This window comes from Tardiphaga sp. GW822-FHT04G09, from assembly GCF_058800725.1.
Genome location: NZ_JBXAMO010000015.1, coordinates 60,138 through 86,041 on the forward strand (window position 1 = coordinate 60,138; position 25,904 = coordinate 86,041).

The 25,904-nt window shown below is 61.7% G+C and carries 26 protein-coding genes; 18 read left to right on the forward strand and 8 right to left on the reverse strand.

Features of this window, described 5'->3' with window-relative positions; translation table 11 throughout:
* The first annotated feature begins 64 nt into the window (after positions 1-64).
* Both AC1RLZ_RS22150 and AC1RLZ_RS22155 read left to right on the forward strand, forming a co-directional pair.
* Entirely contained in the window at positions 65-1,558 is a 1,494-nt protein-coding gene (locus AC1RLZ_RS22150) for a DUF1800 domain-containing protein (RefSeq protein WP_493190344.1), read from the forward strand.
* A complete protein-coding gene (locus AC1RLZ_RS22155) occupies positions 1,555-2,784 on the forward strand; it encodes a DUF1501 domain-containing protein (RefSeq protein ID WP_493190345.1) in 1,230 nt (409 codons plus the stop codon). Before AC1RLZ_RS22150 ends, AC1RLZ_RS22155 begins: the two co-directional genes overlap by 4 nt.
* Positions 2,785-2,837: 53 nt before the next feature.
* On the opposite strand, the gene AC1RLZ_RS22160 is transcribed toward AC1RLZ_RS22155, so the two are convergent.
* The 3 genes from AC1RLZ_RS22160 to AC1RLZ_RS22170 all read right to left on the reverse strand — a co-directional run bounded on the left by AC1RLZ_RS22160 (position 2,838) and on the right by AC1RLZ_RS22170 (position 5,473).
* Entirely contained in the window at positions 2,838-3,779 is a 942-nt protein-coding gene (locus tag AC1RLZ_RS22160) for an aldo/keto reductase (protein ID WP_493190346.1), read from the reverse strand.
* Positions 3,780-3,872: 93 nt separating this feature from the next.
* Positions 3,873-4,715: a lyso-ornithine lipid O-acyltransferase gene (gene olsA / locus AC1RLZ_RS22165; protein WP_493190347.1), complete on the reverse strand. Its 843-nt coding sequence runs from the start codon at positions 4,713-4,715 to the stop codon at positions 3,873-3,875.
* Positions 4,716-4,921: 206 nt separating this feature from the next.
* The gene (locus AC1RLZ_RS22170; protein WP_493190348.1) at positions 4,922-5,473 is read right to left on the reverse strand and encodes a PAS-domain containing protein; all 552 of its coding nucleotides are present in this window, start codon (positions 5,471-5,473) and stop codon (positions 4,922-4,924) included.
* 253 nt (positions 5,474-5,726) lie between these two features.
* Between AC1RLZ_RS22170 and AC1RLZ_RS22175 the strand changes: the two genes are divergently transcribed.
* Positions 5,727-6,083, forward strand: coding sequence for a DMT family protein (locus AC1RLZ_RS22175; protein WP_371421157.1), 357 nt, complete (start codon positions 5,727-5,729; stop codon positions 6,081-6,083).
* Positions 6,084-6,090: 7 nt separating this feature from the next.
* Here AC1RLZ_RS22175 and AC1RLZ_RS22180 read toward each other — a convergent pair whose 3' ends face one another.
* From AC1RLZ_RS22180 to AC1RLZ_RS22195, 4 genes are all read right to left on the reverse strand, one after another.
* On the reverse strand, positions 6,091-7,278 hold the full coding sequence (locus AC1RLZ_RS22180) for a PQQ-dependent sugar dehydrogenase (protein WP_493190349.1): 1,188 nt from the start codon (positions 7,276-7,278) through the stop codon (positions 6,091-6,093).
* A gap of 82 nt (positions 7,279-7,360) precedes the next feature.
* Positions 7,361-7,534: a hypothetical protein gene (locus AC1RLZ_RS22185; RefSeq protein WP_493190350.1), complete on the reverse strand. Its 174-nt coding sequence runs from the start codon at positions 7,532-7,534 to the stop codon at positions 7,361-7,363.
* A 139-nt stretch (positions 7,535-7,673) separates the two neighbouring features.
* Entirely contained in the window at positions 7,674-8,327 is a 654-nt protein-coding gene (locus tag AC1RLZ_RS22190; RefSeq protein WP_371421154.1) for a glutathione S-transferase family protein, read from the reverse strand.
* A gap of 181 nt (positions 8,328-8,508) precedes the next feature.
* The gene (locus AC1RLZ_RS22195) at positions 8,509-9,759 is read right to left on the reverse strand and encodes a glycosyltransferase family 87 protein (protein WP_493190351.1); all 1,251 of its coding nucleotides are present in this window, start codon (positions 9,757-9,759) and stop codon (positions 8,509-8,511) included.
* Positions 9,760-9,976: 217 nt separating this feature from the next.
* Here AC1RLZ_RS22195 and AC1RLZ_RS22200 point away from each other — a divergent pair, with 217 nt between their 5' ends.
* The 9 genes from AC1RLZ_RS22200 (at position 9,977) to AC1RLZ_RS22240 (ending at position 19,313) form a co-directional block, all read left to right on the forward strand.
* A complete protein-coding gene (locus AC1RLZ_RS22200; RefSeq protein ID WP_493190352.1) occupies positions 9,977-11,179 on the forward strand; it encodes a pyridoxal phosphate-dependent aminotransferase in 1,203 nt (400 codons plus the stop codon).
* A 118-nt stretch (positions 11,180-11,297) separates the two neighbouring features.
* Positions 11,298-11,813 carry a DUF992 domain-containing protein gene (locus AC1RLZ_RS22205; protein WP_371421152.1) on the forward strand — a complete coding sequence of 172 codons (516 nt, stop codon included), beginning with the start codon at positions 11,298-11,300 and terminating at the stop codon, positions 11,811-11,813.
* A 215-nt stretch (positions 11,814-12,028) separates the two neighbouring features.
* On the forward strand, positions 12,029-12,505 hold the full coding sequence (locus AC1RLZ_RS22210) for a DUF992 domain-containing protein (RefSeq protein ID WP_493190353.1): 477 nt from the start codon (positions 12,029-12,031) through the stop codon (positions 12,503-12,505).
* 199 nt (positions 12,506-12,704) lie between these two features.
* The gene (locus tag AC1RLZ_RS22215) at positions 12,705-14,765 is read left to right on the forward strand and encodes an elongation factor G (RefSeq protein WP_493190354.1); all 2,061 of its coding nucleotides are present in this window, start codon (positions 12,705-12,707) and stop codon (positions 14,763-14,765) included.
* A gap of 11 nt (positions 14,766-14,776) precedes the next feature.
* Complete coding sequence (locus AC1RLZ_RS22220; RefSeq protein WP_493190355.1) at positions 14,777-15,283, forward strand: P-loop NTPase family protein; 507 nt, start codon at positions 14,777-14,779, stop codon at positions 15,281-15,283.
* Positions 15,284-15,541: 258 nt separating this feature from the next.
* Entirely contained in the window at positions 15,542-15,820 is a 279-nt protein-coding gene (locus tag AC1RLZ_RS22225; protein ID WP_371421148.1) for a helix-turn-helix domain-containing protein, read from the forward strand.
* A gap of 63 nt (positions 15,821-15,883) precedes the next feature.
* The gene (locus AC1RLZ_RS22230; protein ID WP_493190356.1) at positions 15,884-17,623 is read left to right on the forward strand and encodes a SulP family inorganic anion transporter; all 1,740 of its coding nucleotides are present in this window, start codon (positions 15,884-15,886) and stop codon (positions 17,621-17,623) included.
* A 142-nt stretch (positions 17,624-17,765) separates the two neighbouring features.
* Positions 17,766-18,611, forward strand: a complete 846-nt coding sequence (locus AC1RLZ_RS22235) for a shikimate dehydrogenase (RefSeq protein ID WP_493190357.1) — start codon at positions 17,766-17,768, stop codon at positions 18,609-18,611.
* Positions 18,612-18,683: 72 nt separating this feature from the next.
* The gene (locus tag AC1RLZ_RS22240) at positions 18,684-19,313 is read left to right on the forward strand and encodes a hypothetical protein (RefSeq protein ID WP_493190358.1); all 630 of its coding nucleotides are present in this window, start codon (positions 18,684-18,686) and stop codon (positions 19,311-19,313) included.
* A gap of 61 nt (positions 19,314-19,374) precedes the next feature.
* Here the strand turns inward: AC1RLZ_RS22240 and AC1RLZ_RS22245 are convergent, their stop codons facing one another.
* Positions 19,375-20,514, reverse strand: coding sequence for an alpha-hydroxy acid oxidase (locus AC1RLZ_RS22245; RefSeq protein ID WP_371421144.1), 1,140 nt, complete (start codon positions 20,512-20,514; stop codon positions 19,375-19,377).
* A gap of 123 nt (positions 20,515-20,637) precedes the next feature.
* On the opposite strand from AC1RLZ_RS22245, the gene AC1RLZ_RS22250 reads away from it, so the two are divergent.
* The 6 genes from AC1RLZ_RS22250 to AC1RLZ_RS22275 all read left to right on the forward strand — a co-directional run bounded on the left by AC1RLZ_RS22250 (position 20,638) and on the right by AC1RLZ_RS22275 (position 25,770).
* The gene (locus AC1RLZ_RS22250) at positions 20,638-20,835 is read left to right on the forward strand and encodes a hypothetical protein (RefSeq protein WP_371421143.1); all 198 of its coding nucleotides are present in this window, start codon (positions 20,638-20,640) and stop codon (positions 20,833-20,835) included.
* A gap of 242 nt (positions 20,836-21,077) precedes the next feature.
* Positions 21,078-22,424: a phosphoglucosamine mutase gene (gene glmM / locus AC1RLZ_RS22255; protein WP_371421142.1), complete on the forward strand. Its 1,347-nt coding sequence runs from the start codon at positions 21,078-21,080 to the stop codon at positions 22,422-22,424.
* 372 nt (positions 22,425-22,796) lie between these two features.
* A complete protein-coding gene (locus AC1RLZ_RS22260) occupies positions 22,797-23,708 on the forward strand; it encodes an outer membrane protein (protein WP_493190359.1) in 912 nt (303 codons plus the stop codon).
* Positions 23,709-23,840: 132 nt separating this feature from the next.
* Positions 23,841-24,620 (forward strand): outer membrane protein, encoded by a 780-nt coding sequence (locus tag AC1RLZ_RS22265; protein ID WP_493190360.1) that lies wholly within the window; start codon positions 23,841-23,843, stop codon positions 24,618-24,620.
* Positions 24,621-24,718: 98 nt separating this feature from the next.
* Positions 24,719-25,300, forward strand: coding sequence for a glutathione S-transferase family protein (locus tag AC1RLZ_RS22270; RefSeq protein ID WP_493190361.1), 582 nt, complete (start codon positions 24,719-24,721; stop codon positions 25,298-25,300).
* On the forward strand, positions 25,297-25,770 hold the full coding sequence (locus AC1RLZ_RS22275) for a GNAT family N-acetyltransferase (RefSeq protein ID WP_493190362.1): 474 nt from the start codon (positions 25,297-25,299) through the stop codon (positions 25,768-25,770). The genes AC1RLZ_RS22270 and AC1RLZ_RS22275 overlap by 4 nt, the downstream gene beginning before the upstream one ends.
* Positions 25,771-25,904: the final 134 nt, after the last annotated feature.

Below are 25,904 nucleotides of genomic sequence, written 5' to 3' on the forward strand. Positions count from 1 at the left end.
ATCGGGGGTGGCGCCGGTGATGGCCAGATCCATCATAGGACGAAGGCAGAGTGAGGGAAACCCGATGGCCCGCGACCCGCAAGGCGCGCTGATTGCGCTGAACCGATTCGGCTTTGGCGCGCGCGGGGGCGCCTCTGGCGACATCGTCAATGCGGCCTCCGATCCCCGCGGCTTCGTGAAAGCCGAGCTCGCGCGCCCCAATGCGGCGCTGCTGGAATTGCCTGGCCTGCAATCGACGACGGAGCTGGGGCAGGCGATGTTCGCCTATCAACTCGAGGTGAAGACGGCGCGCGAGGCGGCATTGAAAACGCCGGCACTCGTTCCGGCGGAAGCGAGTCCGGCCGCGATGGACAGGAAGCCGGAAGCTCCCGCGATGACCGGCAATACCACCATGACCGTGCAGCCCGATGCGGCCAAGCCGCCGCCGACCGTCGCGCTGCCGCCCAATGTGGTGCAGAAGACCTATCGTGTGGAAGCGCTGGCGCGGATCCAGCGCGCGACCATTGCCGAGGGCGGCTTTGTCGAGCGCCTGGTGGTGTTCTGGTCGAACCATTTCTGCATCTCGGCCAGCAAAGGCGATCCTGCGCGGATGTGGGCCGGCTCGTTCGAGCGGGAGGCGATCCGTCCTTATGTCCTCGGTAAATTTTCTGACATGCTGAAGGCCGTCGAACAGCATCCCGCAATGTTGTTTTTCCTCGACAACCAGCAATCGATCGGGCCGACGTCGAAAGCCGGCGAGAGGGGCAAGCGCGGCCTCAACGAAAATCTCGCGCGCGAGATCATGGAACTGCATACGCTCGGTGTTGGTGGCGGTTACACGCAGGCCGATGTGACGTCGCTCGCACGCATCATCACCGGCTGGACCTTTGCCGGGCGCGAAGGAAAGATCGGCACACCCGGCAGCTTCGCCTTCAACGCCAATGCACACGAGCCGGGGCCACAGCAACTGCTCGGCAAGACCTATGACGATACCGGCGTGGCGCAAGGTGAAGCGGCACTTGCCGATCTTGCGCGCCATCCATCGACGGCGAAATTCATCGCGCGGAAATTCGCGCAGCATTTCGTGACAGATGCGCCGTCGCCGGCCTTGCTGGCGCGGCTGGAGGGTGTGTTCAGGAAGACCGATGGCGACCTGAAAGCGCTGGCACTGGCGCTGCTCGATTCCAATGAAGCCTGGCAGATGCCGATGGCCAAGCTGCGCACGCCCTATGAATATCTGATCTCCACCGGCCGCCTGCTGGCGCGCATTCCGGAAGATCCCGGCCGCTATTTTGCGGGGCTGCAGACGCTGGGCCAGCCGCTGTGGACTCCGCCGGGGCCGAACGGCTTTCCGGACGGCAATGCCGCCTGGGCCGTGCCCGAAGGCATGAAGCTGCGGCTCGATCTTGCGGCACAGGTTTCTGTGCGGCTGCCCGACAGTATCGATCCGCGCGAGATGTTGGACGTGGTCGCCGGCGAGGCGGCCTCATCCGAAACACGTCAGACGATCGCGCGCGCAGAGACGCGGCAGCAGGCCTTGACGCTGCTGCTGATGTCGCCGGAATTCCAGAGGAGATGACGATGGACTGCTGTGAAAGCCGCATGCTCGGCCCCACGCGCCGCTCGCTTCTGCTATCGGGCGCAGCATTTGCCGCCTGGGCCTATCTGCCGAAATTCGCCCGCGCGGCCGACGCGCGTGATCCGCGCCTCGTCGTCGTCATCCTGCGCGGCGCGCTCGATGGCCTCGCGACTGTCGCGCCACTTGCTGATCCCGACTATGCCGGTTTGCACGGCTCGATCGCGCTGGCGAAAGATGGACCGAATGCGGCCATCGCGCTCGATGGGTTCTTCGGCATGCATCCGGCGATGCCGGAATTCGCCCGCATGTATCGCGACAGGAAGGCGGCCGTGGTCCATGCCGTGGCAACATCCTATCGCGAGCGCTCGCATTTCGACGGGCAGGATGTGCTGGAGAGCGGCTATGCCGGCCCAGGCCGGGTGCAGTCCGGCTGGCTCAACCGTGCCATCGAATCGCTGCCGCGTGGCGAGCGCATTTCGTCCGGTCTCGCGATCGGGCCCACGACTCCGCTGGTGCTCCGCGGTGCCGCACCGACGGTTGGCTGGGCGCCGGTCAATCTGCCGAATGCGGCCGACGACACCGCAATGCGGCTGATGCAGCTCTATCAGGATCGCGATCCCGCACTCGCCACGGCGCTGTCGCAGGGCTTGAAGCTCGACAAGCTCGCTGTCGGGGATGCGATGAAACCGAAGGGTGGTGGCAATCCCGTCGAGGCAATGCGCCAGGTCGCGCGCGGTGCCGCCAAGCTGATGGCCGCCGATGACGGTCCGCGCGTTGCAGCACTGGCCTTCGATGGCTGGGACACCCATGCGCAGGAAGGCGGCCCGGTCGGGCGTCTCGCGCAATTGCTTGGCGGCCTCGATGGCGCGCTGGCCGAATTCGAGAGCGGATTGGGCGCGCATTGGAAGGACACGGTGGTGGTCGTCGCCACCGAGTTCGGCCGCACAGCCAAGATCAACGGCACCGCTGGCACGGATCACGGCACGGGCACGATTGCGCTCCTGGCTGGCGGCGCGATCAAGGGCGGCCGGGTGATTGCGGACTGGCCGGGCCTCGCGAATGGCAAGCTCTATGAAGCCCGCGATCTTGCGCCGACCACGGATCTGCGCGCGATCTTCAAGGGCGTGCTGCACGACCACCTCGGCATCAGCGAACGCGCGCTTGCAGAGCGGGTGTTTCCGGATAGCGGGATGGTGAAGCCCGCTAAGGGATTGGTGGCTGCTTAATCCCTCCCCGCTGCGCGCGGCTACGCCGGGCTTGGGGGAGGGAAAGAAAGCACTTATCCCAGCGTGATCGTATCGATCTCCGCCATCTCCTCTGCCGTCAGCTTCCACTCCGCCGCCTTCACATTCTGCTCGATCTGCTCCACGCGCGTGGCGCCGGCGATGACGCTGGAGACCTGCGGCCGTGCGGCGAGCCAGGAGAAGGCGAGTTCGAGCAGCGTGTGGCCACGAGCCTTCACAAAGGCGTCGAGTTTCGCGACGATGGCCTGATTGCGCGGCGTGGCCGAGCGGTCGCGCAAGGCAGGGGCCTTGGCGAAGCGCGAGTCGGCCGGAGGTTCGGCGCCGGGCTTGTACTTGCCGGTGAGGAGGCCGTTGGCGAGCGGGAAGAACGGCAGCAGGCCGAGATTGAAATGCTGCGCGGCCGGGAGCAGGTCCTTCTCGATGTCGCGGACGACGAGGCTGTATTCATCCTGGCACGACACGAAGGCAGCAACGCCCATCTGGCGCGCGGCCATCTCGGCTTCGGCGATGCGCCAGGCCGGGAAGTTGGAATTGCCGATGTAGCGCACCTTGCCCTGACGCACGAGATCATCGAGCGTGCGCAGCGTCTCTTCAATCGGCGTCAGCGCATCGTAGTCGTGCTGCTGATACAGGTCGATATAGTCGGTCTTCAGCCGCTTCAGGCTCGCTTCGACGGCGCTCATGATGTAGCGGCGCGAGGCGCCCTGCTTGCTGCCGTCATTGCTCATCGGCTTGCAGTATTTCGTTGCGAGCACGATGTCCTTGCGGCGATCGCCCAGTACTTCGCCGAGCACCGTCTCGGAACCGCCCATGCCGGCATAGATGTCGGCGGTGTCGAACAGCGTGATGCCGAGATCGATGGCCTTGTGGATGACCTTGCGCGAGGTCTCCAGGTCGGTGCGCTGGCCGAAATTGTTACAGCCGAGGCCGACGGCGGAGACGCGAAGGCCGGAGCGGCCGAGATTGCGGATTTCCATGATGGTGCCCTGTGAGAGAAGCGCGGGACAGGGTTATGGCGCGCGCGCCGTCGTGCAGCAAGGTGCGGGGCATCATGGCAGTCGCGCAGCAGATCAGGCGACCGCCGGCTCCGGCGCAGCCGGCGCCGGGAGCGCAGCGGCGGATTTCCTGGGCGGACCGGCGCGCAAGGCTGCGGAAGTCATGCGCCGCACGGCGTTTTCCGCGTTGCGCGTGATGGTCTTGCGGTCGGCGGACGTGTCATAGGCGACGGCTTCGCCCCAGCTCACGACGACGTCGATGGCGCCCGACGACAGGATGCCGATGAAATGCGGGATCAGATCGATGTCGCCATACCACGCCACGTTCTCACGAAAGGCGCGGCCGACCGGCAAGCCACCGAAGCCGACATAGGCGATGGACATCGGCTGCACAGTGATCTGTCTGTGACTTGTGGAATCGCCGAGCGCATGATGCACAGAGCCGACCAGTGCCGAGCGAAATGGCAGCACGCGCATGCCGTCGCTGGACGTGCCTTCCGCGAACAGTACGACCGCGTCGCCAGACAACATGCGGTCGCCGATTTCCTGCGCCGTCGCGCCCGTCTTCTGGCGGCGCTCGCGTTCGACAAAAATCGTCCGCTGCAGTTTGGCGAGCCAGCCGAACACCGGCCATTTGGCGACTTCGCTCTTGGCGACGAATACCACGGGCGCCCTTGCACCGATGATGATGATGTCGAGCCATGAGACGTGATTGGAGAGGATCAGGACAGGTGTATCTGTCGTCCGTTTGCCGACCTCGTGAATGCGCACGCCGATCAGCGCGCAAAGGAGACGGTGAAACAGATGCGGAATGCTCGTCTGCCAGCGCAGCCCGAAAGCGAGCGCGATGAGCTGAAACGGCGCCAGCAGCAGCGTCAGTATGGTCAAGGAGAGCAGGACGGCGGCGAAACGGATCATGAGTTTCTTATACCGAGGCCGGCTTCCGCAGGCAAAGTCAGCTGCGAGGCAAAAAGAAGCGGTCCCGGTCAGCGCGGCAACTGACGGAGACCGCTGGGGAAGCACCCGATCGGCGACGGGGGGAAGCAACCGGCTGCATGAGGAGCCTAGCCGGGGCGAGTGACATCGCCATGACAACCCGAGATATCCACAGGTGGCCTTGCGCCCTATTCAGCCGCGTCCAGCCGGTGGGAGCTGAACACGTCGCCTTCGCGCAGCGCCAGATAATAGTCGCGCTCCGAGAGGTCGTCAGTGTGACGAATGAGGTCGGTCACCGGAGTGTAGCTCAGCATCCGCCCGCCATCGGGCAGCACAGCGCAACTCATCCGCAGCACCCGCCCATTGGAGAGGCGCAATGTCGTCGGCGTGGAAGTGCCGGCGCGGATCATCTCGACGCGCCTGGCGATGAAGCTGTCGACCTCGTCGTCGGGTAGGGCGTAAATGTGGGTATCGCGCGCATGATACATCAGTGCGATCAGCGGAGGCTTGCTGTCGGCTTTCTCGTCGGGGAGCGTGAAGTAGTCGCGGAAGGCGCGGTTGATGAATTCGGCGCGGGTGTCGGCATTCAGAAGGACGACGCCGATATCTATGCGGTCGAGTGCGGCGGAGAGGCGCTGGGCGGTGGCATGTTGCTCGTATTCGCGGGCCCGGGCTGCGCGCCGCAGCCGGAGGAGGCGGATTGCCAAAGTGATCCCGACGGCTGTGATCACGATGATCACCGTTTCAACTCTCGGATCGAGAAGAACTCGCCAGTCGCTCTGCATCGGCTGTACCTGTGTCCGTACATAGGTAAGAAGCACAGGTTGGCCGCTGGTTGCAGAAAGGCCCACAGTTTCCCGATGGTATCGCTAAGGACGCGTGGATAGGCCGGGCATTATTTTCCTCTTGTTCGCTTCAAATGCTATCGATGCTACTGGAACCGGCGATAGCCCCCAGATGTTAGCGCCGAGACTTCAAAAGGATCCCGATCGAATGCCGTTCACCGTTCCGCCGCTGCTGTTGCCCATTCTGATGCTGCTGGCCTCGAATATTTTCATGACCTTCGCCTGGTATGGCCATCTAAAATTCAAGGATCACTCCTTGCCCCTTGTCGTCATGGTGAGCTGGGGCATTGCCTTCTTCGAATACTGGCTGGCGGTGCCCGCCAATCGCTGGGGCAGCGAGGTCTATAATGCCGCCCAGTTGAAGACGATGCAGGAAGTCATCACGCTGGTCGTGTTCGCGGCATTTTCGGTGCTGTATCTGAAGGAGCCGCTCGGCTGGAATCACGCGCTGGGCTTTGCCTTCATCGCGCTCGGGGCGTTCTTCATTTTCCACAAGTGGTCGTAACGACCGCTTACTTTGCGGCTGGCGTGATCCGCAAGATTCGTCCCGCCGAACTGTCCGTCAGCAGCCACAGTGCGCCGTCCGGTCCTTGCCGGACGTCGCGGATGCGCTCGTTGAGATTCTGCAGGATACGCTCTTCGGACGCGACCGTGTTTCCGTTGAGCTGCAACCGCACCAGCGTCTGGCCGGCCAGCGCGCCGGTGAACAGGCTGCCGCGCCAGCGCGGAAAGAGGTCGCCGGTATAGAACGTCATGCCTGACGGGGCGATTGACGGCACCCAGTATTTCACCGGCTGCTCCATGCCGGGCTTCGACGCGCTGTCATGCAGCTTGGCGCCGGAATAATCTATGCCGTAGCCGATCACCGGCCAGCCGTAGTTCTTGCCCTTGCCGATGATGTTGACTTCATCGCCGCCGCGCGGGCCGTGCTCGGTCTCCCACAAGTCGCCGGTCGCGGGATTGATGGCGAGGCCTTGGGGATTGCGATGACCGTAGCTCCAGATCTCCGGCTTCGCGCCGTTGCGGCCGACGAAGGGATTGTCTTTCGGCACCGAGCCGTCCGGCGCAATGCGGATCAGCTTGCCGAGATGGTTATCGAGAGTCTGCGCCTGCTCGCGGCCGCTATAGTGTTCGCCGAGCGTGACAAACAGGTTGCTGTCGGGGGCCTGTACGATGCGGCAACCGAAGTGATAGCCCGACGATAGCGGACCGTCCTGGCGAAAGATCACCTTCATGTCGTCGAGTCTTGGCTCATTTCCTGACTCATTTTTCGGCGTGGTGCCCTCGACCAGCCTGCCGCGCGCGATCACTGTGCGACCGCCGCTGCCACTGCGTTCCGAGTAGCAGAAGTAGATCGTATTGTTCTGCGTGTAGTCCTTGTCGGTGATGACGTCGAGCAAACCGCCCTGGCCAACGGCCATCACATCGGGCACGCCTTTCACGGCAGGCGACAACTGTCCTTGCGGCGAGACGATGCGGATGCGGCCGGGCCGCTCGGTGACGAGCATGCGGCCTTCGGGCAAGAAGGCGAGCGCCCATGGATGAGCGAGACCGGAGGCGATGGTCTGCACCTCCAGCCTGCCGGCCGACGAGCCGAACGACGTGTTTTCGCCACGGGTGGTCGTGGCGATCAGAAGGGTCGCGGTCACGACGATGGCGGCCGTGAGCGTGACGGTGACCCAGACCACGGGCCTTTTCATCGGAATGGCTCCATCACGGAGTCGCGGGTTGCATGGACGATGCGCGGCATCGCGGGTGAGTGTTTATGGAGTGTCGGGATCGTCAGAGCGGCATCGCGCTCGCTACCCGGATCGACATCACGGTGAGAGCGAGGATGAAGCAGAGCGACAGGCAGCCAAGTGCGAGCGACGCCGCAACGGCGTGGGTCAACCGGGTGGATGCAATGGACGTGGGGCGTGCCTGAAATCCTGCACCCACGCGAAGCGACCGTATCATGGCCGTAAATCCTTCAAATCGCGGGCGAATCACCCGCGTACTACAAATTCGCAGCTACGGCGGGCGAGATTTGGGCGGAAATTGACGCGACTGTGGCGAGAAAATGGCATTCCGCGCCGTTATGCCCGCTATTTGCGGCTTATGCCCCGGCAGCTACGTCCAAAGTGTCGTATTCCAGCGAGACCGGGTGCCAGTCCATCGTGACGAAGCGTGGCTGAGCCTCAACCAGGCGCAGCCAGCGCTGCACGGATGGGAAGCTGGAGAGGTCGAAATCGCACTGCTCGGCCACGTGGGTGTAGCCGTACAGCGCGATGTCGGCGATGGTCAGCTGGCCGGCGGCGAAAAAGTCGTTGGTCTTGAGGTGATTTTCCATCACCTGCAGCGCGGCATAGCCACGCTCCATCCAGTCTTCCAGCGCGTGGGTTTGCAGGTCGCGGCCACCGCGGACCAGGCACAGCCAGAAATAGGCGGCACCCAGATTCGGCTCCAGCGCATGCTGTTCGAAGAACATCCACTGCAATGCTTCGGCACGGTCCATCCGCGATTCCGGCGCCAGCGACGTGCCGATCGCGACATACCAGAGAATGGCATTGGACTCGGCGAGATAGCGGCCCTCGGCGATCTCGAGCAACGGCACCTGGCCGCTCGGGTTCTTGGCCAGAAATTCCGGCGTGCGGCTCTCGCCGCGCAGGATGTCCACTTCGATGGCGCGATAGGGCGCGCCCAAGAGCGCCAGCGCGAGGCGAACCTTGTAGCTATTGCCGGAGCGCTGCATCGAATAGAGTTTGTACATTCGCAGGTGTTCAATTCATTTCAGGTCGAGGCAATTGCGCGATCGGCTAACGCATATCGCGGTTAGACAATGATGCTGATGCGAGCCTGTCGCAAGGCCCGAACAGTGGAAAAAGTCGAAAACGGCTGCGACAATCTGGATTGAGAAAAATGTATGTCCGGCAGCATTCCGCAATGGAAGATCACGCTGCCGCGATCCGTGTGTGAAGGCGCGGTGACGTGCTGTTGTCGGCGAGGGCGCGCCGCAGCACGATGATATAAAAAGCGATCATCACCAGGAAACCGAGCGGCAGTTCGATGGCGCCTGCGATGCTGCGCGTCAGCAGCGGCATGATCCAGGTCAATGCGAGCAGGCTGATCTCATAATCGCGAAAACCTCTGCCCAAGCTGGTTACGACCATGAATGCAATGGCTGGACCGAGCAGCATCAGATCGTAATCGAGCACGTGCGGCGAAGCGAGAAGGGTTGCGATCAACAGGATTGCGGCCTTGAGATTTGTGTCGCGTGCGACGCGCCACGCCCAGACTGCGCTTGCAATCACGGCCATCGAGACGATGCCCTGGACGAGATACGCGGATGCGATATTTCCCCCCCACATCCGTATTGCCGCGAATGCGCTTTGCAGTTTCTCGAATCCGACCTGTCCCTGTTCGAGCAGGAGCTGACGAGACGTCTCAGTAACGGATGCGAAAGCGATCCAGCAGTCGATGCCGAACAAGGCGCTCGTGATACCCGTGAGAGCGATGACGGTGATAGTTGATGCAGCGATGCATCGCCATTGGCCCGCCGCGAATAACGCCAGCGGAATGACGATGGCAAATTGCGGCTTGTAGGCCATCAGCGCAAACAGGATGCCTGCAAGATAAGGGCGTCGCGGAAGTGCGAGCAGGGCGCTGCCGAACAGGCCCGCGGTCAAAAAGCCGTTCTGACCATGACCGAGATTGATGAACGCCGCTGGGAACGCCATCGCTACCGGTAGCCAAAGGCGATGGGCCGCATCAGGTAGGGCGGCTCGTTTCAGGATCGCCGAGATCACGAGCAGATAGAATACGAAGCTGCCGCCCTGCCAGACAGCAAGTGCGAGCGGGTAAGGGAGCATTGCCAGCGGAGTTGCGACCAGCAGAAAAATCGGCGGATAGAACCAGGCGTAATATGGGGTATCGCTGCCGAAAAGTTGCTGCTGGCGAGCGTAGTGCGCCGCTACCGTATAACTATCGAGGCCTTTGCCCTCGAGGGCGAGCGCTCCGGCGGTGTAGAAGCTTGAGAAATCAGTCCCGATCGGCCTGCCATTGCGGTCGATCACGCCGTCCGAGACCGCAATCCAGCCGGCGAAGGCCAATGTGCCCAGAGCGAGCACGATCAGGCTGTAAGCCCGCACGCGTTCGAGGGTCAGCCATGCGCCGCTTTCAATGTGCTGCCAGATCCGGATCATTCTAAGGGTGCATTTTGGCTCAAATCGTCGATTGCGGCGTGCGAATGACGCTACCGTCCTCCGTTTAACGCTTGCTGAATTGCATCACTTCCAGATGTGTTTTTACCCAAGCTTCTTGCGATGCAACGTCGCACGCATTAGGGTGCGCCGATCCCAGCAGGATCAGCCATTTTGACGTTGCCGGCCGCGGGTCTGCGACCTTTCCCAGGAGAAGATGATGTCGTTTTTGTCCGCTGCGCTCGACCGTGTGAAGCCGTCCGCGACGATCGCGGTGACGGATAAAGCACGTGCGCTGAAAGCAGCCGGCCGCAACGTCATCGGCCTTGGTTCGGGCGAGCCCGATTTCGACACCCCCGCGAACATCAAGCTGGCGGCGATTCACGCCATCGAGGCCGGCAAGACCAAGTACACCGCGGTGGACGGTATTCCCGAGTTGAAGGAAGCCATCATCGGCAAGTTTCAGCGCGAGAACGGCCTGACCTACAAGCCGAACCAGATCATCGTCGGCACCGGCGGCAAGCAGGTGCTCTACAACGCGCTGATGGCGACGCTGAACCCGGGTGACGAAGTCATCATCCCGGCGCCGTACTGGGTGAGCTATCCGGAAATGGTGGCCCTGGCTGGCGGCACGCCCGTATCCGTGGTCTGCACCGCCGAATTCGGCTTCAAGCTGCAGCCGTCCGCGCTGGAAGCGGCGATCACGCCGAAGACCAAGTGGATCATCCTGTGCTCGCCGTCGAACCCGACCGGCGCCGCCTACAAAAAGTCGGAGCTCAAGGCGCTCACCGATGTCCTCGTGAAGCATCCTCACGTTTGGGTGATGACCGACGATATGTATGAGCACCTCGTTTATGACGACTTCGAGTTCACCACGCCGGCACAGATCGAACCGTCTCTGTTCAATCGCACGCTGACCGTGAACGGCGTCTCCAAGGCCTATTGCATGACCGGCTGGCGCATCGGTTACGCCGGTGGTCCCGCGGAGCTGATCAAGGCAATGGCGACGATCCAGTCGCAGTCGACCTCGAACCCGTCGTCGATCGCGCAGTGGGCGGCGGTGGAAGCCTTGAATGGTCCGCAGGATTTCATCCCGAAGAACAATGCCGTGTTCAAGGAACGCCGCGACCTCGTGGTGGCGATGCTGAATCAGGCTTCGGGCATCGACTGCCCGCGTCCGGAAGGTGCGTTCTACGTCTATCCGTCCTGCGCCGGCACCATCGGCAAGACTGCGCCTTCGGGCAAGGTTATCGCCAATGACGAAGACTTCGTCACAGAACTGTTGGAAACCGAAGGCGTCGCGGTGGTGCAGGGTTCGGCCTTTGGCCTTGGCCCGGCATTCCGCATCTCCTATGCGACGAAGACGTCGGACCTCGAAGATGCCTGCAAGCGCATCCAGCGCTTCTGCGGAAATCTCCGGTAACAAAACCTGCTCCGAAACTTTTGACGATTTCGGGGCTTATTTCGGGAAGCGCCTTGTTTTCGACACGGCGCTTCCTTCTTGTCCCCTCGCTATCAAAACCCCAAGGTGGAGTAAGACTATGCGACTTTCCAAGATGTTCGGCCTGACGGCCGTGGCCTTTGCGGCGTCCGTTGCGACCGCAAACGCACAGCAGCCCGGCAGCGTGCAGGTCGGCGTGCTGGAATGCCGTGGCGGCCAGAATGTCGGCTACGTGCTCGGTTCGAATGCGCGCCTCGAGTGCGTCTTCCAGAGCGCCGGCGGCCGCGCTGAAGGTTACATTGCCAATATCCGCCGTTTCGGCCTCGATCTCGGCTTCACCGAAAACACCACTGTGCAGTGGGCTGCTTTCGCTCCGACCACCCGCGTGCCGCGCGGCGCGCTCGCCGGCAGCTACGGCGGCGTCGGCACCAATGCATCGGTTGGCGTCGGCTTCGGCGGCAACTTCCTGGTTGGCGGTCAGGGCAACACCTATTCGCTGCAGCCGATCTCGGTGCAGGGCCAGACCGGCCTGAACGTCGCCAGCGGCATCGTGCAGCTCGACCTGCAGCCGGCTGCCCCGGTGCGTGGCCACAAGCGTCATCGCCGTCATCACTAATCGCAAGCGCAGTCCGCGCGACGCGCGGATCGCTGGTGATCGGCAAGGTTAACGAAAAGGCCCGCGCGAGCGGGCCTTTTTTGTTGCGCGCTTCGCGCGTGTGTCACTGTCATTGAACGGTATCATTGGCTATGGATAGTTGTATTGACGCGGAATTGATGGAGACTGCCGCGTCGGCGATCCTGCATCACACCGTTCAGCCCGGAGATCACACGATGAGCCGCCTCTCGCTTCTTCTCGGTCTTGCCGCCACGACCGTCGTTGCCGCCAGCGCACAGGCGCAATCTCCCCAGACGGTGCAGCTCGGCGTCTTGAATTGCCGTGGTGGTGCCAGCATGGGCTTCGTCGTCGGATCGGTCACTAACCTTGGCTGCGTACTCACCAATGCCGGTCGTCCGGACCAGCCTTATGTCGCGACCGTCCGCAAGGTCGGACTTGATCTCGGCATTACCGAGCAAACCGCATTGTCATGGGCCGTATTCGCGCCAGTGAATTATGCCGGTCAGGGCGATCTCTCCGGCAACTACGCGGGAGCGCAGGGCAGCGCGTCATTCGGTGTCGGCCTTGGCGCGAATGTGCTGGTAGGCGGGTCCTCCAACTCGATCGCGCTGCAGCCATTGAGCTTGCAGGGCTCGACCGGCCTGAACATTGCCGCCGGCCTGCAGAGTCTGGAACTGCGTCCAGGCCGCTGACCGCGTCCTCCGATCATCCATCGGGTTCAATCCGGCTTCGCCTCGCGTGAAGCCGGATTTTTTGTGCCGCGATGTGTTGGATGACGTCTGCTGCAACCATCGCAGCGCAGCAACTTTTCCATCTTGCCAAATATCCGGACCGGGCGGAGCATCAGCCGCCGACCCAATCATGGGCCGAGCTCCACATGAGGAGGCGGCAATGGGACAAGACCTGAGAAGTCCCCGCGGTCCACAAGGCAATGCAAAATGCATTGCACTGGTGGGCCCTTTCCAGAGCGGAAAAACCACACTGCTTGAAGCGATCATGGCCCGCACCGGGGCGATCCCGCGGGCTGGCAGCGTCGATAATGGCACCAGTATCGGCGATGCCAATACGGAAGCCAGAGCCCACAAAATGGGCGTCGGCCTCACCGTTGCCACCACCACCTTCATGGGTGACAGCTACACGTTCATCGACTGTCCGGGCTCGGTGGAATTCGCGCATGACATGCGCGCGGCACTGCCCGCTGTCGATGCGGCGATCGTGGTCTGCGAAGCAGATGCGCGAAAACTGCCGCAACTACAATTGATTCTGCGCGAGCTCGAAGACCTCGGCATTCCCAGATTTTTGTTTCTCAACAAGATCGACCGCGCCCACAGGCGCGTGCGCGAGACGCTGGCTACATTGCAGCCGGCCTCGCGCGTGCCGCTGGTGCTACGGCAGATCCCGATCTGGAACGGCGATCTGATCGCCGGCTTCGTTGATCTCGCACTGGAGCGCGCTTTCGTCTACCGCGAGCACAAGGCGTCCGAAGTCATCAAGCTTGAAGGCGGCGATCTCGACCGCGAGAGGGAGGCGCGTTTCTCCATGCTGGAGAAGCTTGCGGATCACGACGACGCGCTGATGGAGCAGCTGCTCGAAGACATCGCGCCGCCGGCCGACGCTGTGTTCGACGATCTCGCGCGCGAATTGCGCGAGGGCCTGATCTGTCCGGTGATGCTCGGCTCGGCGATGCGCGAGAACGGCGTGTTGCGGCTGATGAAGGCGCTGCGCCACGAGGCACCCGGCGTCGCCGAGACGGCGAAGCGCCTCGGCGTGCCCGACAGCAAGGATGCGATCGGTTACGTGTTCAAGACCAGCAATCTGCAGCATGGCGGCAAGCTGTCTTACGCGCGCGTGCTGAGTGGTCATCTCGATGATGGCGCAACATTGCTGTCCTCGTCCGGCGAAAGCGGACGTCTCTCCGGCATTCTTGCGGTGAACGGCGGACATGACAGCAAGCGCGCATCGGCCGAAGCGGGCGAGACCGTCGCGCTCGGCAAGCTCGATCACGTCAGGACCGGCGACACGATCTCGACCGGCAAGACTGCGCCTACGTCTTTGGTGAATGTCATCGCTGCGTCGCCGGTGCTGGCCATGGCGCTGGCGTCCGCCGATCGCAAGGACGACGTCAAGCTTGGCCAGGCGCTGCTGCGGCTGACCGAGGAAGATCCGTCGCTCACAGTCGTCAACAACGCGCGAACCCATGACGTGGTGCTGTGGGGGCAGGGCGAGATGCATCTGCGCGTGGCGATGGAGCGCCTGCACGAACGCTTCGGCATCAACGTCAAATCGCATGCGCCGGTGATCGGCTATCAGGAGACCATCCGCAAACCGATCACCCAGCGCGGCCGGCACAAGAAGCAGTCCGGCGGTCACGGCCAGTTTGGCGACGTTGTGCTGGAGATAGGTCCGTTGCCGCGCGGTGAAGGCTTCGCATTCCAGGAAAAGGTGGTCGGCGGCGCAGTGCCGCGCAACTACATTCCCGCGGTGCAGGAAGGTATTGTCGACGGGTTGCAGCGCGGTCCGCTCGGTTTCCCCGTTATCGACGTGACGGTGACGCTCACCGACGGCTCCTATCACAGCGTCGATTCATCCGATCAGGCGTTCCGGACGGCCGCCCGCATCGGTTTCACCGAGGCGCTGCCGCAATGCCAGCCGGTGCTTCTCGAGCCGATCCACACGGTGGAAATCGTCTGTCCCACCGAGGCCACGGCCAAGGTCAATGCCATCCTGTCAGGACGGCGCGGCCAGATCCTCGGCTTCGATACCCGGGACAACTGGCCGGGTTGGGATACGGTTCGGGCACTCCTGCCGGAAGCGGAGATCGGCGACCTGATCGTGGAGCTGCGCTCGGCCACCGCCGGTGCCGGCAGCTTCACGCGCAGCTTCGATCACATGGCGGAAGTCAGTGGCCGCGCCGCCGAACAGATCGTTGCAGCGCATCGGGTGGCGGCTTAGTACAGTGGCCCATGATGCTTGGGCCGCGGGTTGTGATCATCGGCAATAGCGGCTCGGGCAAGAGCACGCTGGCGCGGCAACTTGAGAGCTGCGTCGGCGGCGAACGCACCGATCTCGATCATATCCATTGGCTGGACAGGGTCGGTGTGAAGCGCGACGAGGAGGACGCAAAGGAGCGGGTTGCCGCCCTTGCCGCCAGGCCGAACTGGATCATCGAAGGCGTCTATGGCTGGCTGGCCGAAGCGGCGTTTCCGCGCGCGACCGCGCTGATCTGGCTCGACATGAGCCCACAGGTCTGCCGCGACAGCCTGGCGCTACGTGGTCCCTGGCGCGGCGCAACAGCCAAGCAGCATGCAGATTTTCTCGGATGGGCGGATGGTTATTGGCAGCGAACGACGTCCACGTCGTATGCTGGCCATCAGGCGCTGTTCGCGCAGTTCCCGAACGTCAAAATCAGATTCGAAGGCCGCGCCGCCGTGGATGATTTTGTGGCGAACCTCAGCGGGATCAGCCCGTGAGGCTGCGCGCTTCCCGGTCGCCAGCACGTGTCTGCCCATCCCGAACGCCCTTGCCCATCTGGCATCGCTCTTGAAGTAAATGTGAGGGCCTGGCGGGGGACGATCCCGGATATTGCTGACTTGGCGGAGTAACCTTGCGTTCGCCCGCGCGCTGGGCCGGTTTGCTGTAGGCATCGATTCCAGACGGCTTATGATGTTTTATACATCATTGAAGCCGTTTTATGTTTGATATAAGACTCTCTAAACAGGAAGATTAACTTGATCACATCGTTTCAGATGCGCGCGGCGCGGGCGCTGTTGGGGATCGATCAAAAGCGGTTGGCGGAACTGGCCGGCGTCTCGCTACCGACGATTCAGCGCATGGAAGCGAGTGATGGCAACGTCCGAGGCGTGGTGGATTCATTGATCAAGGTTGTCGATGCCCTGAATCGCTCGGGCGTCGATCTGATCGGCGAAAATGTTCGCAGCGATTCCGGCGGGAGAGGCGTGAGGCTGAAACAACCCGGTCCGCCTCCGAAACCGGAAGAGCCAAGCTGACGGGTTGAGAACGGGCCGCGGCCTCGATCGAGATCAGCGGCGGGTGACAGGGGCGAGTCGGGAATGGACATGTCCAGAAATCGCGCGCGGGGGGCGCATCAGCCGACCTTCGTCGAACTGTTCACGCCGAAATTGATCACGGTGCTACGCGAAGGCTACGGCATCGCCGATCTGCGCGCTGACATCTTGTCCGGTTTAACGGTGGCGATCGTCGCGCTTCCGCTGTCGATGGCGATTGCCATTGCCTCGGGGACGTCGCCGGATCGTGGCCTCATCACCGCTGTGATCGGCGGCTTCCTTGTGTCTGCGCTCGGTGGCAGCCGTTTTCAGATCGGTGGCCCGGCCGGCGCCTTCATCGTGCTGGTGGCTGCCACCGTGAGCCGCCATGGCGTGGACGGACTGATCCTCGCCACCATGATGTCGGGCGTTTTTCTGATGGCGGCCGGCTATCTCCGGCTTGGCACCTACATCAAGTTCATTCCCTATCCGGTTACGGTCGGCTTCACGGCCGGCATCGCCGTCATCATCTTCGCCAGCCAGATCAGGGATCTGTTGGGGCTGACGCTGGCCGGCAAGGAGCCGGGAGATCTCATTCCCAAGCTGGAGGCACTGGGTTCAGCGTTGCCGACAGTGAACGCTGCGGCCGTTGCCGTTACCATCGTCTCGCTCGCGATCATTGTCGGGCTCCGGGCGCTGCGGCCATCATGGCCCGGCATTCTGATCGCAGTGGTCGCGAGCGCCGTCGTGACAGCTTTGTTGGCGTTACCCGTGGAAACCATCGGCACCCGCTTCGGGGGCATTCCGCAATCGTTTCCGTTGCCGACGCTGCCCGCGATGTCGGTCGCCAAATTGCAAGCCATCCTGCCCGATGCCATCGCTTTCGCACTACTCGGCGCCATTGAATCGCTTTTGTCGGCGGTTGTTGCCGATGGCATGACCGGGCGGCGGCACCGGTCGAACTGCGAGTTGGTGGCGCAAGGCATTGCCAATATCGGCTCAGCCTTGTTTGGCGGAATCTGCGTGACCGGCACCATTGCGCGGACCGCGACCAATGTCCGGGCGGGGGCACACGGGCCGGTCTCGGGCATGCTGCATTCTGTGTTCCTGCTGGCCTTCATCCTGATTGCAGCGCCACTGGCGAGCTACATTCCGCTCGCGTCGCTGGCCGCCGTGCTGGCGGTGGTGGCGTGGAATATGGCGGAGAAGCATGAGTTCATCACGCTGCTGCGTTCGTCATGGGGTGATGCGCTGGTCCTGCTGGCAACGTTCCTGCTGACCATTTTTCGCGATCTCACCGAAGGCATCCTGGTCGGCTTCGCGCTCGGCGCCGTGCTGTTCATCCACCGCATGGCGGAGGTCACGGGGATAGAGGCTGACGGGCCGCTGGTCGCTGCCGATCGCGCAGATGATGCCAATGGCGACCGCGCGCCATATGATGCGAACCTCGCGAGCGATCCGGATGTGCTGGTCTATCGCATCACCGGTGCGTTCTTCTTTGGCGCTGCCTCGACCATCGGGTCGGTGCTCGACGGCTTCTCCAGTCGCCACAAGGCTTTCGTGATCGATTTTGCCGCGGTGCCCTTCCTGGATTCCACCGCTGCGAATGCGATCAAGGGCATTGCCGAGAAGGCCAGGCGCCAAGGCGTCCGCGTCATTCTCACCGGAACCTCGCAGGGCGTGCGCCGGGCGCTGCTGACCCACGGCGCGCGACCACCGCTGGTCAAATATTGTGCCGATGTTGCTGCGGCCGTCAGCGAGATCAAGATCCGACGCGCTGCAGCGATCCAGGAGGCGTCGATCTGACGGTATAGGTCATTGCTCGCAGCTGCAGTATTGATCGTCTGCATGGTTGTCGGACTTGCTGTGCGCCGCAAAACTGTCTGATGATTAAGAGCCCCTGCTTGATTTTTATGCTAGGCACGCTTCCGCTTGAAGCGAAGGATGAATGATGTCGAACGAGACCAAGCCCCGCGCCGCCTGTTTGATAGGCTGGCCTGCCGCGCATTCGCGCTCGCCGCTGATCCATCATCACTGGCTGCGCAGCATGGATATTCCGGGCGGTTACAGCATCGAGTCGATTCCACCGGAAGGCGTGGCCGAATTCGTGATGAACCTGTCCAAGCATGGTTATATCGGCGCCAATGTCACGATCCCGCACAAGGAGCGCGTGCTGAAGCTGACCTCACCGGATCACCGCGCGCGCGCGGTCGGGGCCGCCAACACGTTGTGGTACGACCACGGCACGCTGCGCGCGACCAATACGGATATCGAAGGCTTCATCGACAATCTCGATCATGCGGCGCACGATTGGGACCATACCGACGATGCACTGGTGCTCGGCGCCGGCGGCTCGTCACGCGCGGTGGTGTTCGGATTGCTGGAGCGCGGCATCAAGCATGTCCATGTCGCCAATCGCAGTCTCGATCGTGCCGAGGCGATGGCTGCGCAATTCGGTTCGCGGGTCGCGCCTTTGGCGTGGGAGAACGTCGCCGGCATATTGCCGCGCGCATCCTTGCTGGTGAACACCACGTCGCTCGGCATGGGTGGCCAGCCGCCATTGATCATCGATCTCGATCTGCTGCCCGACCAGGCGGTCGTCGCCGATCTCGTTTACGTGCCGCTCGACACGCCGCTGCTCGCCGCCGCCCGCGCGCGAGGCCTCCGCACGGCGGATGGACTCGGCATGTTGCTGTATCAGGCTGTGCGTGGCTTCGAGCTGTGGTTCGGGCAGCGCCCCGAGGTGACACCGGAACTGCGGCGCCTCGTCGAGGCCGATCTCACAGTGGCGTGAGCGGGGAATAGCGGTTTAACCACAGGGTTTCCATCTGCAGTGCTGGGCGCTGTCTTCAAAGGAAATTCCCCTATGGTTTCGATCGTATCGACTTCGGCTCGCTTGTTCGCGGGCTCGCTTCTCGCTGGTTCATTGCTGATATCCGCCGCGTCGGCGCAACAGCCGCAGCCCCTCCGCATTCGCGGGGCCATCGAAGCCGTCGATGGCGCGGTGCTGACGATCAAAACGCGCGAAGGCGATGAGCGGAAAGTGAAGATGACGGACAATGTCACCGTGACCGGCATTGCCAGAACGACAATGGCCGAGGTGAAGCCCGGCTCCTATATCGGCGTGACCGGCATGCCGCAGGCCGATGGCACGCAGAAGGCCATCGCGATCCATATCTTTCCGGAGGCGATGCGCGGCACCGGCGAGGGCTCGCGCCCCTGGGATCTGCGGCCCAATAGCAGCATGACCAATGCCACTGTCGATCAGAAAGTCCAGGCCACCGACGGCCAGACGGTGACGGTGAAATACAAGGACGGGGAAAAGAAAGTGACCGTGACGCCCGATACACCGATCGTCACTTTCGTGCCGGGCAACAAGGATGAACTCAAGCCCGGCGCCAAGATCATCATCATGGGCGCTACCAAGAAGGATGACGGCTCCTTCGAGACGGCGCGGGTCAATGTCGGGCTGGATGGGCTGACACCGCCGATGTAAGGCGTAACCTCTCCCCCGCGCGAAGCTCCGCTTCATGCGGGGGAGAAGGAAGAGCCGCGCTTCACTGCACCAGCACGTGCCTGTCGATCTCGGCGATCGAATTCACGCCGCACAGGCCCATGGTCACGCTGAGTTCGTTGCGCAGGATGTCCAGCGCCTTGGTCACGCCGGGGCCGCCATAGGCACCGAGACCGTAGATATAGGCGCGGCCGATCATGCAGGACTTCGCCCCGAGCGCGAGCGCGCGCATCACGTCCTGACCAGAGCGAATGCCGCTGTCGAACATCACTTCGATATCCGAGCCGACCGCATCGGCGATCCCCGGCAGTACCGAGATCGACGACGGCGCACCGTCGAGCTGACGTCCGCCATGGTTGGAGACGACCATCGCTTGCGCGCCGACCTTCACGGCTTCGCGGGCATCTTCCACATCGTGAATGCCCTTGATCACGATCTTTCCGGGCCAGATGCTGCGGATCCAGTCGAGGTCCTTCCAGTTCAACGACGCATCGAATTGCGATGCCGTCCACTGCGCGACAGAGCCGAGATCGTCGGTATTCTTCACGAAGCCGGCGATGTTGCCGAAGTTGCGCCGTTTGGCTTTCAGCGTGCGCATCAGCCAGCCAGGCTTGCTGGCGAAGTCGATGATGTTCTTCAGGTTGAAGAGCTGCGGCGGCACGGACAGACCGTTCTTGATGTCGGCATGACGCTGGCCGATCACCTGCAGATCGACGGTCAGCACCAGCGCGCTGCACTTCGCCTTGATTGCGCGTTCGATCAGCTCCTTGATGAAGCCGCGATCCTTCATGACATAGAGCTGAAACCAGAACGGCTTCTCGACATTCTCGGCGAGGTCTTCGATCGAATTGATCGACATTGTCGAGAGCGTATAGGGGATGCCCGCCGCCTGCGCTGCGCGGCAGGCATGAATTTCGCCGTCGCCATATTGCATGCCGGTTGAGCCAACCGGCGCGCAGATCAGCGGCATGGTGGCCTTTTCACCGAGGATCGTTGTCGAGGTGTCGCGATTGGCGATGTCGACCAGAATACGCTGGCGGAATTTCAGTTTCTGCAGGTCCTCGCAATTGGCACGGAACGTGTCTTCGCTATAGGAGCCATGGTCGACATAATCGAAGAACGCCTTTGGCACGTTGCGCTTATGCTCGAGGCGAAGATCTTCGATGCAGGTGATATGCTTCATGAGATGTCCCAGCCGTTCTTGTCTTTGCTTGTATTTGCTTGTTTCGGTGTCATCTAGCATGGTTAGGCGGTCCGCCATATCATCCTTGTCATCGGGATGTCGTCGAAACTGAAGGAGGGCAGAATGTCGGGCTCCAAGACAGATCCAGCGGCCCCCAAGGTCGGCAAAGCTCACGGCAGGGCAGCCTCGGACGAAGAAAAGCGACAGCTGGAAGTTGCGCTGGATGAAGGATTGGAAGAGACTTTTCCGGGCTCCGATCCGGTCAGTGTGACCCAACCTGCCCATTCAAAGGCGGACGCGCATATCAAGCGAAAGGGCTGAGCTGGCTGGGTTCCGTCAGTCGATGCTATCGAAGGTGCTGCATAAAATTGTGATATACAAGTAATATCAATGACTTGTGGCTGATCGCGTGCTGCGGGTCTCGGTAATGATTCATCATATTTTTTGAAGCGATTTTAGGGGCCGGAGCCTTATAAGTCCGTCACATATATGGCGCTGCCAATGGGTGGTTGCCTGAGACGGGTTTGAGTTCTCGCGTAAAGCGCGAGGCATTGGGGGTTACCATGAGCCGTAAATATTTCGGGACAGACGGCATTCGCGGCCGCGCCAATGGTCTGATCACGCCGGAACTGGCACTGAAGGTCGGGCAGGCAGCAGGTCTTGTGTTTCAACGCGGCGAACACCGCCATCGAGTCGTGATCGGCAAGGACACCCGGTTGTCCGGCTACATGATCGAAAATGCCCTCGTGGCAGGCTTCACGTCGGTCGGCATGGACGTGCTGCTGGTCGGGCCGATGCCGACGCCCGCCGTGGCGATGCTGACCAAGTCGATGCGCGCCGATCTCGGCGTGATGATTTCCGCATCGCACAATCTGTTCGAGGACAATGGTATCAAGCTGTTCGGACCGCTCGGCTACAAGCTGTCGGACGATGTCGAGAAGCAGATCGAGGAATTGCTCGACGACAATCTCGACAAGAAACTGTCGCAGAGCGCCAGCCTCGGTCGCGCGCGCCGCATCGACGGGGTGCATGATCGTTACATCGAATTCGCCAAACGCACACTGCCGCGAAATCTCAGCCTCGATGGCTTGCGCGTCGTCATCGATTGCGCACATGGCGCCGCCTACAAGGTGGCGCCGGAGGCGCTCTGGGAGCTGGGCGCGGACGTTATCTCCATCGGCGTCGAGCCGGATGGTTTCAATATCAACAAGGAATGCGGATCGACCGCACCGGAAGCGTTGAGCCGGAAGGTGCGCGAGATGCGCGCCGATATCGGCATTGCGCTGGACGGCGACGCCGATCGGCTGATCATGGTCGACGAGCGTGGCCATCTGGTCGACGGCGACCAGTTGCTTGCCGTTATCGCGCAGAGCTGGAAGGAAGACGGGCGGCTCGCCAAGCCGGGCATTGTCTCCACCGTGATGTCAAATCTCGGTCTGGAACGCTTCCTGAACGGGCAGGGCATCGACCTCATCCGCACCGCGGTGGGCGATCGCTATGTGCTCGAGCAGATGCTGCAGCAAGGTTACAATGTCGGCGGCGAACCCTCCGGCCATATCATCATGTCGGACCATGCGACGACAGGCGACGGTTTCGTAGCGGCGCTGCAGGTGCTGGCCGTGGTGACCAAGCTTGGTCGGCCGGTGTCGGAAGTCTGCCATCTGTTCGATCCGCTGCCGCAGATCCTGAAGAATGTGCGTTATCGCAGTGGCAAGCCGCTTGATGATGCGGAAGTGAAGTCCACCATCGCCGCGGGTGAACAGCGGCTCAACGGCCATGGTCGTCTCCTGATCCGCCCGTCGGGCACGGAGCCGGTCATCCGCGTGATGGGAGAGGGCGATGATCGCGTGATGGTCGAGGAAGTGGTGGATGCCATCGTCGACGCGCTGGGCCACGCAGCCGCGGCGTAAGATTTCTGTTCGCTCGCTCTGGCCAGGGCGCCAGCGCGGATGGTTGCCGAACTGACATGAAGAGCCGTCTTGTCCGAATATTGATCGGGTGAGGCGGCTCTTCTGCGTTTTGATAGTTCGCTCGAGGCAAGTAACTCCTCGTTAACACCTGGCGATATCGCGATGCGTAGCAGCGCGTCGTGATAGCAAGACATTGTTAGGGACTGTGGCGGCGCAGAGGCGGTGCGGAACTTGCCTGCATTTTCGTCACCAAATATCAACCTTAAAAGTTAGGGTTAAGTACGACTTAAGGAGTTGGTGTCATCGTCCGACTGTGAGTTTCCGAGTGTGAGGCCTCCATCAGTTGCCTCTTTGGCCCAAAGGACGAAGCCAATGCGTAGCGTTAAATTCATTCTGGCCGCGGGAGCGGCCTCCCTGATGTCGACCGCCGTTTTCGCCGCCGACATGCCCATTGCTCCACCGCCGCAGATGTATGCGCCGCCGCCGGTCGAGGATTTCGGCGGCTGGTACCTGCGCGGCGATATCGGTTTCAGCAATCAGAAAGTGAAGGACATTCGTCATTCTAATCCTGCAAACTACGCAAACCTCACGAATCTGAATCAAGCCACTGAGTTCGATACCGCAGGCATCTTTGGTGTCGGTGTCGGTTATCAGTTCAACAACTGGTTCCGCGCAGACGTAACCGGGCAATATCGCGGCAAATCCAATTTCAAGGGGTCAGACCGCTTCGACGGTCTCATTGGCGGCAATTTCACGACCAGTGGCGCTACTCAGACTTATTCGGGATCTGATACGTACAGCGCCAGTAAGTCTGAGTTGCTGTTCCTGGCCAACGCCTATGTCGATCTGGGAACCTGGTGGTGCGTGACGCCGTTCGTCGGTGCAGGCGTTGGTGCGGCGCGAGTCACTGTCTCGAATTTCACCGACAACGGTCTTAGTAACCTGCAGCAGGATGGAGCCGGTCTATACTCCGTCGGCGGCCCGCCGGTTGCCAGCTCCGCGACTGCATCGAGCGCGTCGAAGTGGAACTTTGCGTGGGCGGCTCATGCTGGTCTTGCGTATAAGATCAGTCCGAACGTTACGATGGAATTGGCCTACAGTTATGTCAATCTCGGAAGCGGGACGACTGCAAGCAACCTTGCTACATTCGACGGTACGGGTTTCGGAAATTCATTCAAGTTCAACGACATCACTTCGCATGACCTGAAGCTCGGCGTGCGCTGGAATCTCGACTCGCCGCCGGCCTACGCGCCGCCGCCGCCGCCGCTGATCCGCAAGGGCTAAGCGAGCGCTGATCGCGCCAACTATCTTAAGAGACCTTAACGGCGCGGGAGTTTCCCGCGCCGTTTTGTTTTGCGCGGACGGTATGATTGCAACCAATGATTAAGGTTAACAGCGGATGATCGGGACAGTTCGGTGAGTTGGGGAATTGTCGTGATGCGTAGACTTCTAATCGCTGTAGCGCTGCTTGGACTAGTGCAAACCGCTCAAGCGGCTGACATGCCGGAACTCCCGGCGCTGCGTGGTTCGTTCCCCGAAGGTCTGAGTTCGACGCAAACAATCTGGCAGGGTTTCTATATCGGTGGCCAATATGGCTACGGATCCTCCAACATGAATTTCAAGAACGCCAATGACAATTTGGCGCTTGGCTTGCAGCCGCAGACGGGTCTCGCTCCGACAGCATATCCCGCCTTGGGCAAAGCCAACCAGCAAGGCTCCGCCTATGGTGGTTTCGTCGGCTACAACTGGCAGTGGGACGACGTGGTCATCGGCCTCGATGCCAGCTATCTGCACGGCGATTATACGGGCACGAGCACAGGTACCAATCTTCCTATAACGCCGACTTTGTTCACCACCTCGACAGCATCGGCGACCGTCCATGACTTCGGATCGCTGCGGGTCCGTGCAGGCTATTCGATCGGCAGCTTCCTGCCTTACTTGACTGGCGGCATTGGCTTTGGTCGTGCTGACATCATCCAGCGCGTCAGCCTGGCAAATGGAACTACGGGCCTCTCTATACCGAATGCGACCAGTCTTGGAGACCACTTCGTCTACGGCTATTCGGCCGGCTTCGGCGTCGACGTGATGCTGGCGGCGGGCTTCTTTCTGCGTGGCGAATATGAATATCAGCGCATTACGTCCCCGGTTGATATCAACATGAATACGGTTCGTGGCGGTCTGGGTTACAAGTTCTGATCGCCGCACATGATCGGCTGGAGCCGCCTGTCGCGTCATTGTTGACAACGAACATGACCGATGATGCTCTCACACCGGTTTAGTGTGAGGCAGTCATCATGAAGATCTACGGCGACATCAATTCCGGCAATTGCCTGAAGGTGAAGTGGGTGAGCGATCACCTCAAGCTTCCCTATACATGGATCGATGTCGATACCAGCAAGGGCGAGAGCCGGACGCCGGAGTTTCTGGCGCTCAACGGCGCCGGCCAGGTGCCGACCATCGTGCTCGAGGACGGCCGCCCGCTGGCACAATCGAACGCCATCATCCGCTATCTCGCGCGTGGCGGCGATCTGATTCCGGCTGACGCCTATAATGCCGCCAGGATGGATGAATGGCTGTTCTGGGAACAATACAGCCATGAGCCCTATATCGCGGTGTGCCGCTATCAGATCGTTTATCTCGGCAAAGCCATTTCGGATCTCGATCCCGAAAAGCTCAAGCGCGGCTATTTCGCGCTGGCGCGCATGGAGCATCATTTGACGACGTCGCGTTTCCTCGTCGGCGATCACGTCTCGTTGGCCGATGTGTCATTGCTGGCCTATTCGCGCGTGGCTCATGAGGGTGGTTTCCATCTCGACGGTTATGCATCCATCCGGCGCTGGATCGCCGACAGCGAGAAGGCACTGGGCCTCGTATGAGCACGAAGATCGTACTGCGGCCGGCGCGCCGCGAAGACGTTGCAGCGGTCGTTGCGATGCTGGCCGATGATGCGCTCGGCCGTGGCCGCGAGCGCATCGAGGATCCGCTGCCGCAATCTTACTACGATGCCTTCGACAAACTTGCGCATGATCCCAACATCCAGTTGATGGTTGCAGAAGGACACGACGGCAGCGTGGTCGGATGCCTGCAGCTCTGCATCCTGCCGGGGCTGAGCTCGCAGGGCGCTTCGCGTGCGCTCATCGAGGATGTTCGCGTCGCGACAACGCTGCGCAGCCAGGGCATCGGCGAAGAACTGGTGCGATGGGCCATTGGCGAGGCAAAGGCGAGGGGATGCAAGCTTGTCGAACTGCTGACACATCAAACCCGGGTCGATGCCCAGCGCTTCTACAAGCGGCTCGGTTTCGCCGATAGCCATGTGGGCATGACGCTGCGTTTCAGCGGACAATGATCCTGCGTCAGGCAATGTTATCCGGCCATCAATGACGCGTGATAGTTCCGAAGTCGCTTGACGCTTCGGGGCGCTTCCCATATCCACGCCAGTGGGACACCTCCCCCCAACGGGAGGCTAGCTATCTGGAAGGA

What these genes read in the sequence shown, in the direction of transcription:
- AC1RLZ_RS22195 (WP_493190351.1), bottom strand. Translation starts at nt 9,759, where the DNA reads ATGATCCGGATCTGGCAGCACATTGAAAGCGGCGCATGGCTGACCCTC.
- AC1RLZ_RS22270 (WP_493190361.1), top strand. Translation starts at nt 24,719, where the DNA reads ATGAAGATCTACGGCGACATCAATTCCGGCAATTGCCTGAAGGTGAAG.
- AC1RLZ_RS22275 (WP_493190362.1), top strand. Translation starts at nt 25,297, where the DNA reads ATGAGCACGAAGATCGTACTGCGGCCGGCGCGCCGCGAAGACGTTGCA.
- AC1RLZ_RS22200 (WP_493190352.1), top strand. Translation starts at nt 9,977, where the DNA reads ATGTCGTTTTTGTCCGCTGCGCTCGACCGTGTGAAGCCGTCCGCGACG.
- AC1RLZ_RS22240 (WP_493190358.1), top strand. Translation starts at nt 18,684, where the DNA reads ATGGTTTCGATCGTATCGACTTCGGCTCGCTTGTTCGCGGGCTCGCTT.
- AC1RLZ_RS22260 (WP_493190359.1), top strand. Translation starts at nt 22,797, where the DNA reads ATGCGTAGCGTTAAATTCATTCTGGCCGCGGGAGCGGCCTCCCTGATG.
- AC1RLZ_RS22160 (WP_493190346.1), bottom strand. Translation starts at nt 3,779, where the DNA reads ATGGAAATCCGCAATCTCGGCCGCTCCGGCCTTCGCGTCTCCGCCGTC.
- olsA (WP_493190347.1), bottom strand. Translation starts at nt 4,715, where the DNA reads ATGATCCGTTTCGCCGCCGTCCTGCTCTCCTTGACCATACTGACGCTG.
- glmM (WP_371421142.1), top strand. Translation starts at nt 21,078, where the DNA reads ATGAGCCGTAAATATTTCGGGACAGACGGCATTCGCGGCCGCGCCAAT.
- AC1RLZ_RS22250 (WP_371421143.1), top strand. Translation starts at nt 20,638, where the DNA reads ATGTCGGGCTCCAAGACAGATCCAGCGGCCCCCAAGGTCGGCAAAGCT.
- AC1RLZ_RS22150 (WP_493190344.1), top strand. Translation starts at nt 65, where the DNA reads ATGGCCCGCGACCCGCAAGGCGCGCTGATTGCGCTGAACCGATTCGGC.
- AC1RLZ_RS22230 (WP_493190356.1), top strand. Translation starts at nt 15,884, where the DNA reads ATGGACATGTCCAGAAATCGCGCGCGGGGGGCGCATCAGCCGACCTTC.
- AC1RLZ_RS22205 (WP_371421152.1), top strand. Translation starts at nt 11,298, where the DNA reads ATGCGACTTTCCAAGATGTTCGGCCTGACGGCCGTGGCCTTTGCGGCG.
- AC1RLZ_RS22210 (WP_493190353.1), top strand. Translation starts at nt 12,029, where the DNA reads ATGAGCCGCCTCTCGCTTCTTCTCGGTCTTGCCGCCACGACCGTCGTT.
- AC1RLZ_RS22215 (WP_493190354.1), top strand. Translation starts at nt 12,705, where the DNA reads ATGGGACAAGACCTGAGAAGTCCCCGCGGTCCACAAGGCAATGCAAAA.
- AC1RLZ_RS22245 (WP_371421144.1), bottom strand. Translation starts at nt 20,514, where the DNA reads ATGAAGCATATCACCTGCATCGAAGATCTTCGCCTCGAGCATAAGCGC.
- AC1RLZ_RS22185 (WP_493190350.1), bottom strand. Translation starts at nt 7,534, where the DNA reads ATGATACGGTCGCTTCGCGTGGGTGCAGGATTTCAGGCACGCCCCACG.
- AC1RLZ_RS22235 (WP_493190357.1), top strand. Translation starts at nt 17,766, where the DNA reads ATGATGTCGAACGAGACCAAGCCCCGCGCCGCCTGTTTGATAGGCTGG.
- AC1RLZ_RS22155 (WP_493190345.1), top strand. Translation starts at nt 1,555, where the DNA reads ATGACGATGGACTGCTGTGAAAGCCGCATGCTCGGCCCCACGCGCCGC.
- AC1RLZ_RS22220 (WP_493190355.1), top strand. Translation starts at nt 14,777, where the DNA reads ATGATGCTTGGGCCGCGGGTTGTGATCATCGGCAATAGCGGCTCGGGC.
- AC1RLZ_RS22190 (WP_371421154.1), bottom strand. Translation starts at nt 8,327, where the DNA reads ATGTACAAACTCTATTCGATGCAGCGCTCCGGCAATAGCTACAAGGTT.
- AC1RLZ_RS22175 (WP_371421157.1), top strand. Translation starts at nt 5,727, where the DNA reads ATGCCGTTCACCGTTCCGCCGCTGCTGTTGCCCATTCTGATGCTGCTG.
- AC1RLZ_RS22180 (WP_493190349.1), bottom strand. Translation starts at nt 7,278, where the DNA reads ATGAAAAGGCCCGTGGTCTGGGTCACCGTCACGCTCACGGCCGCCATC.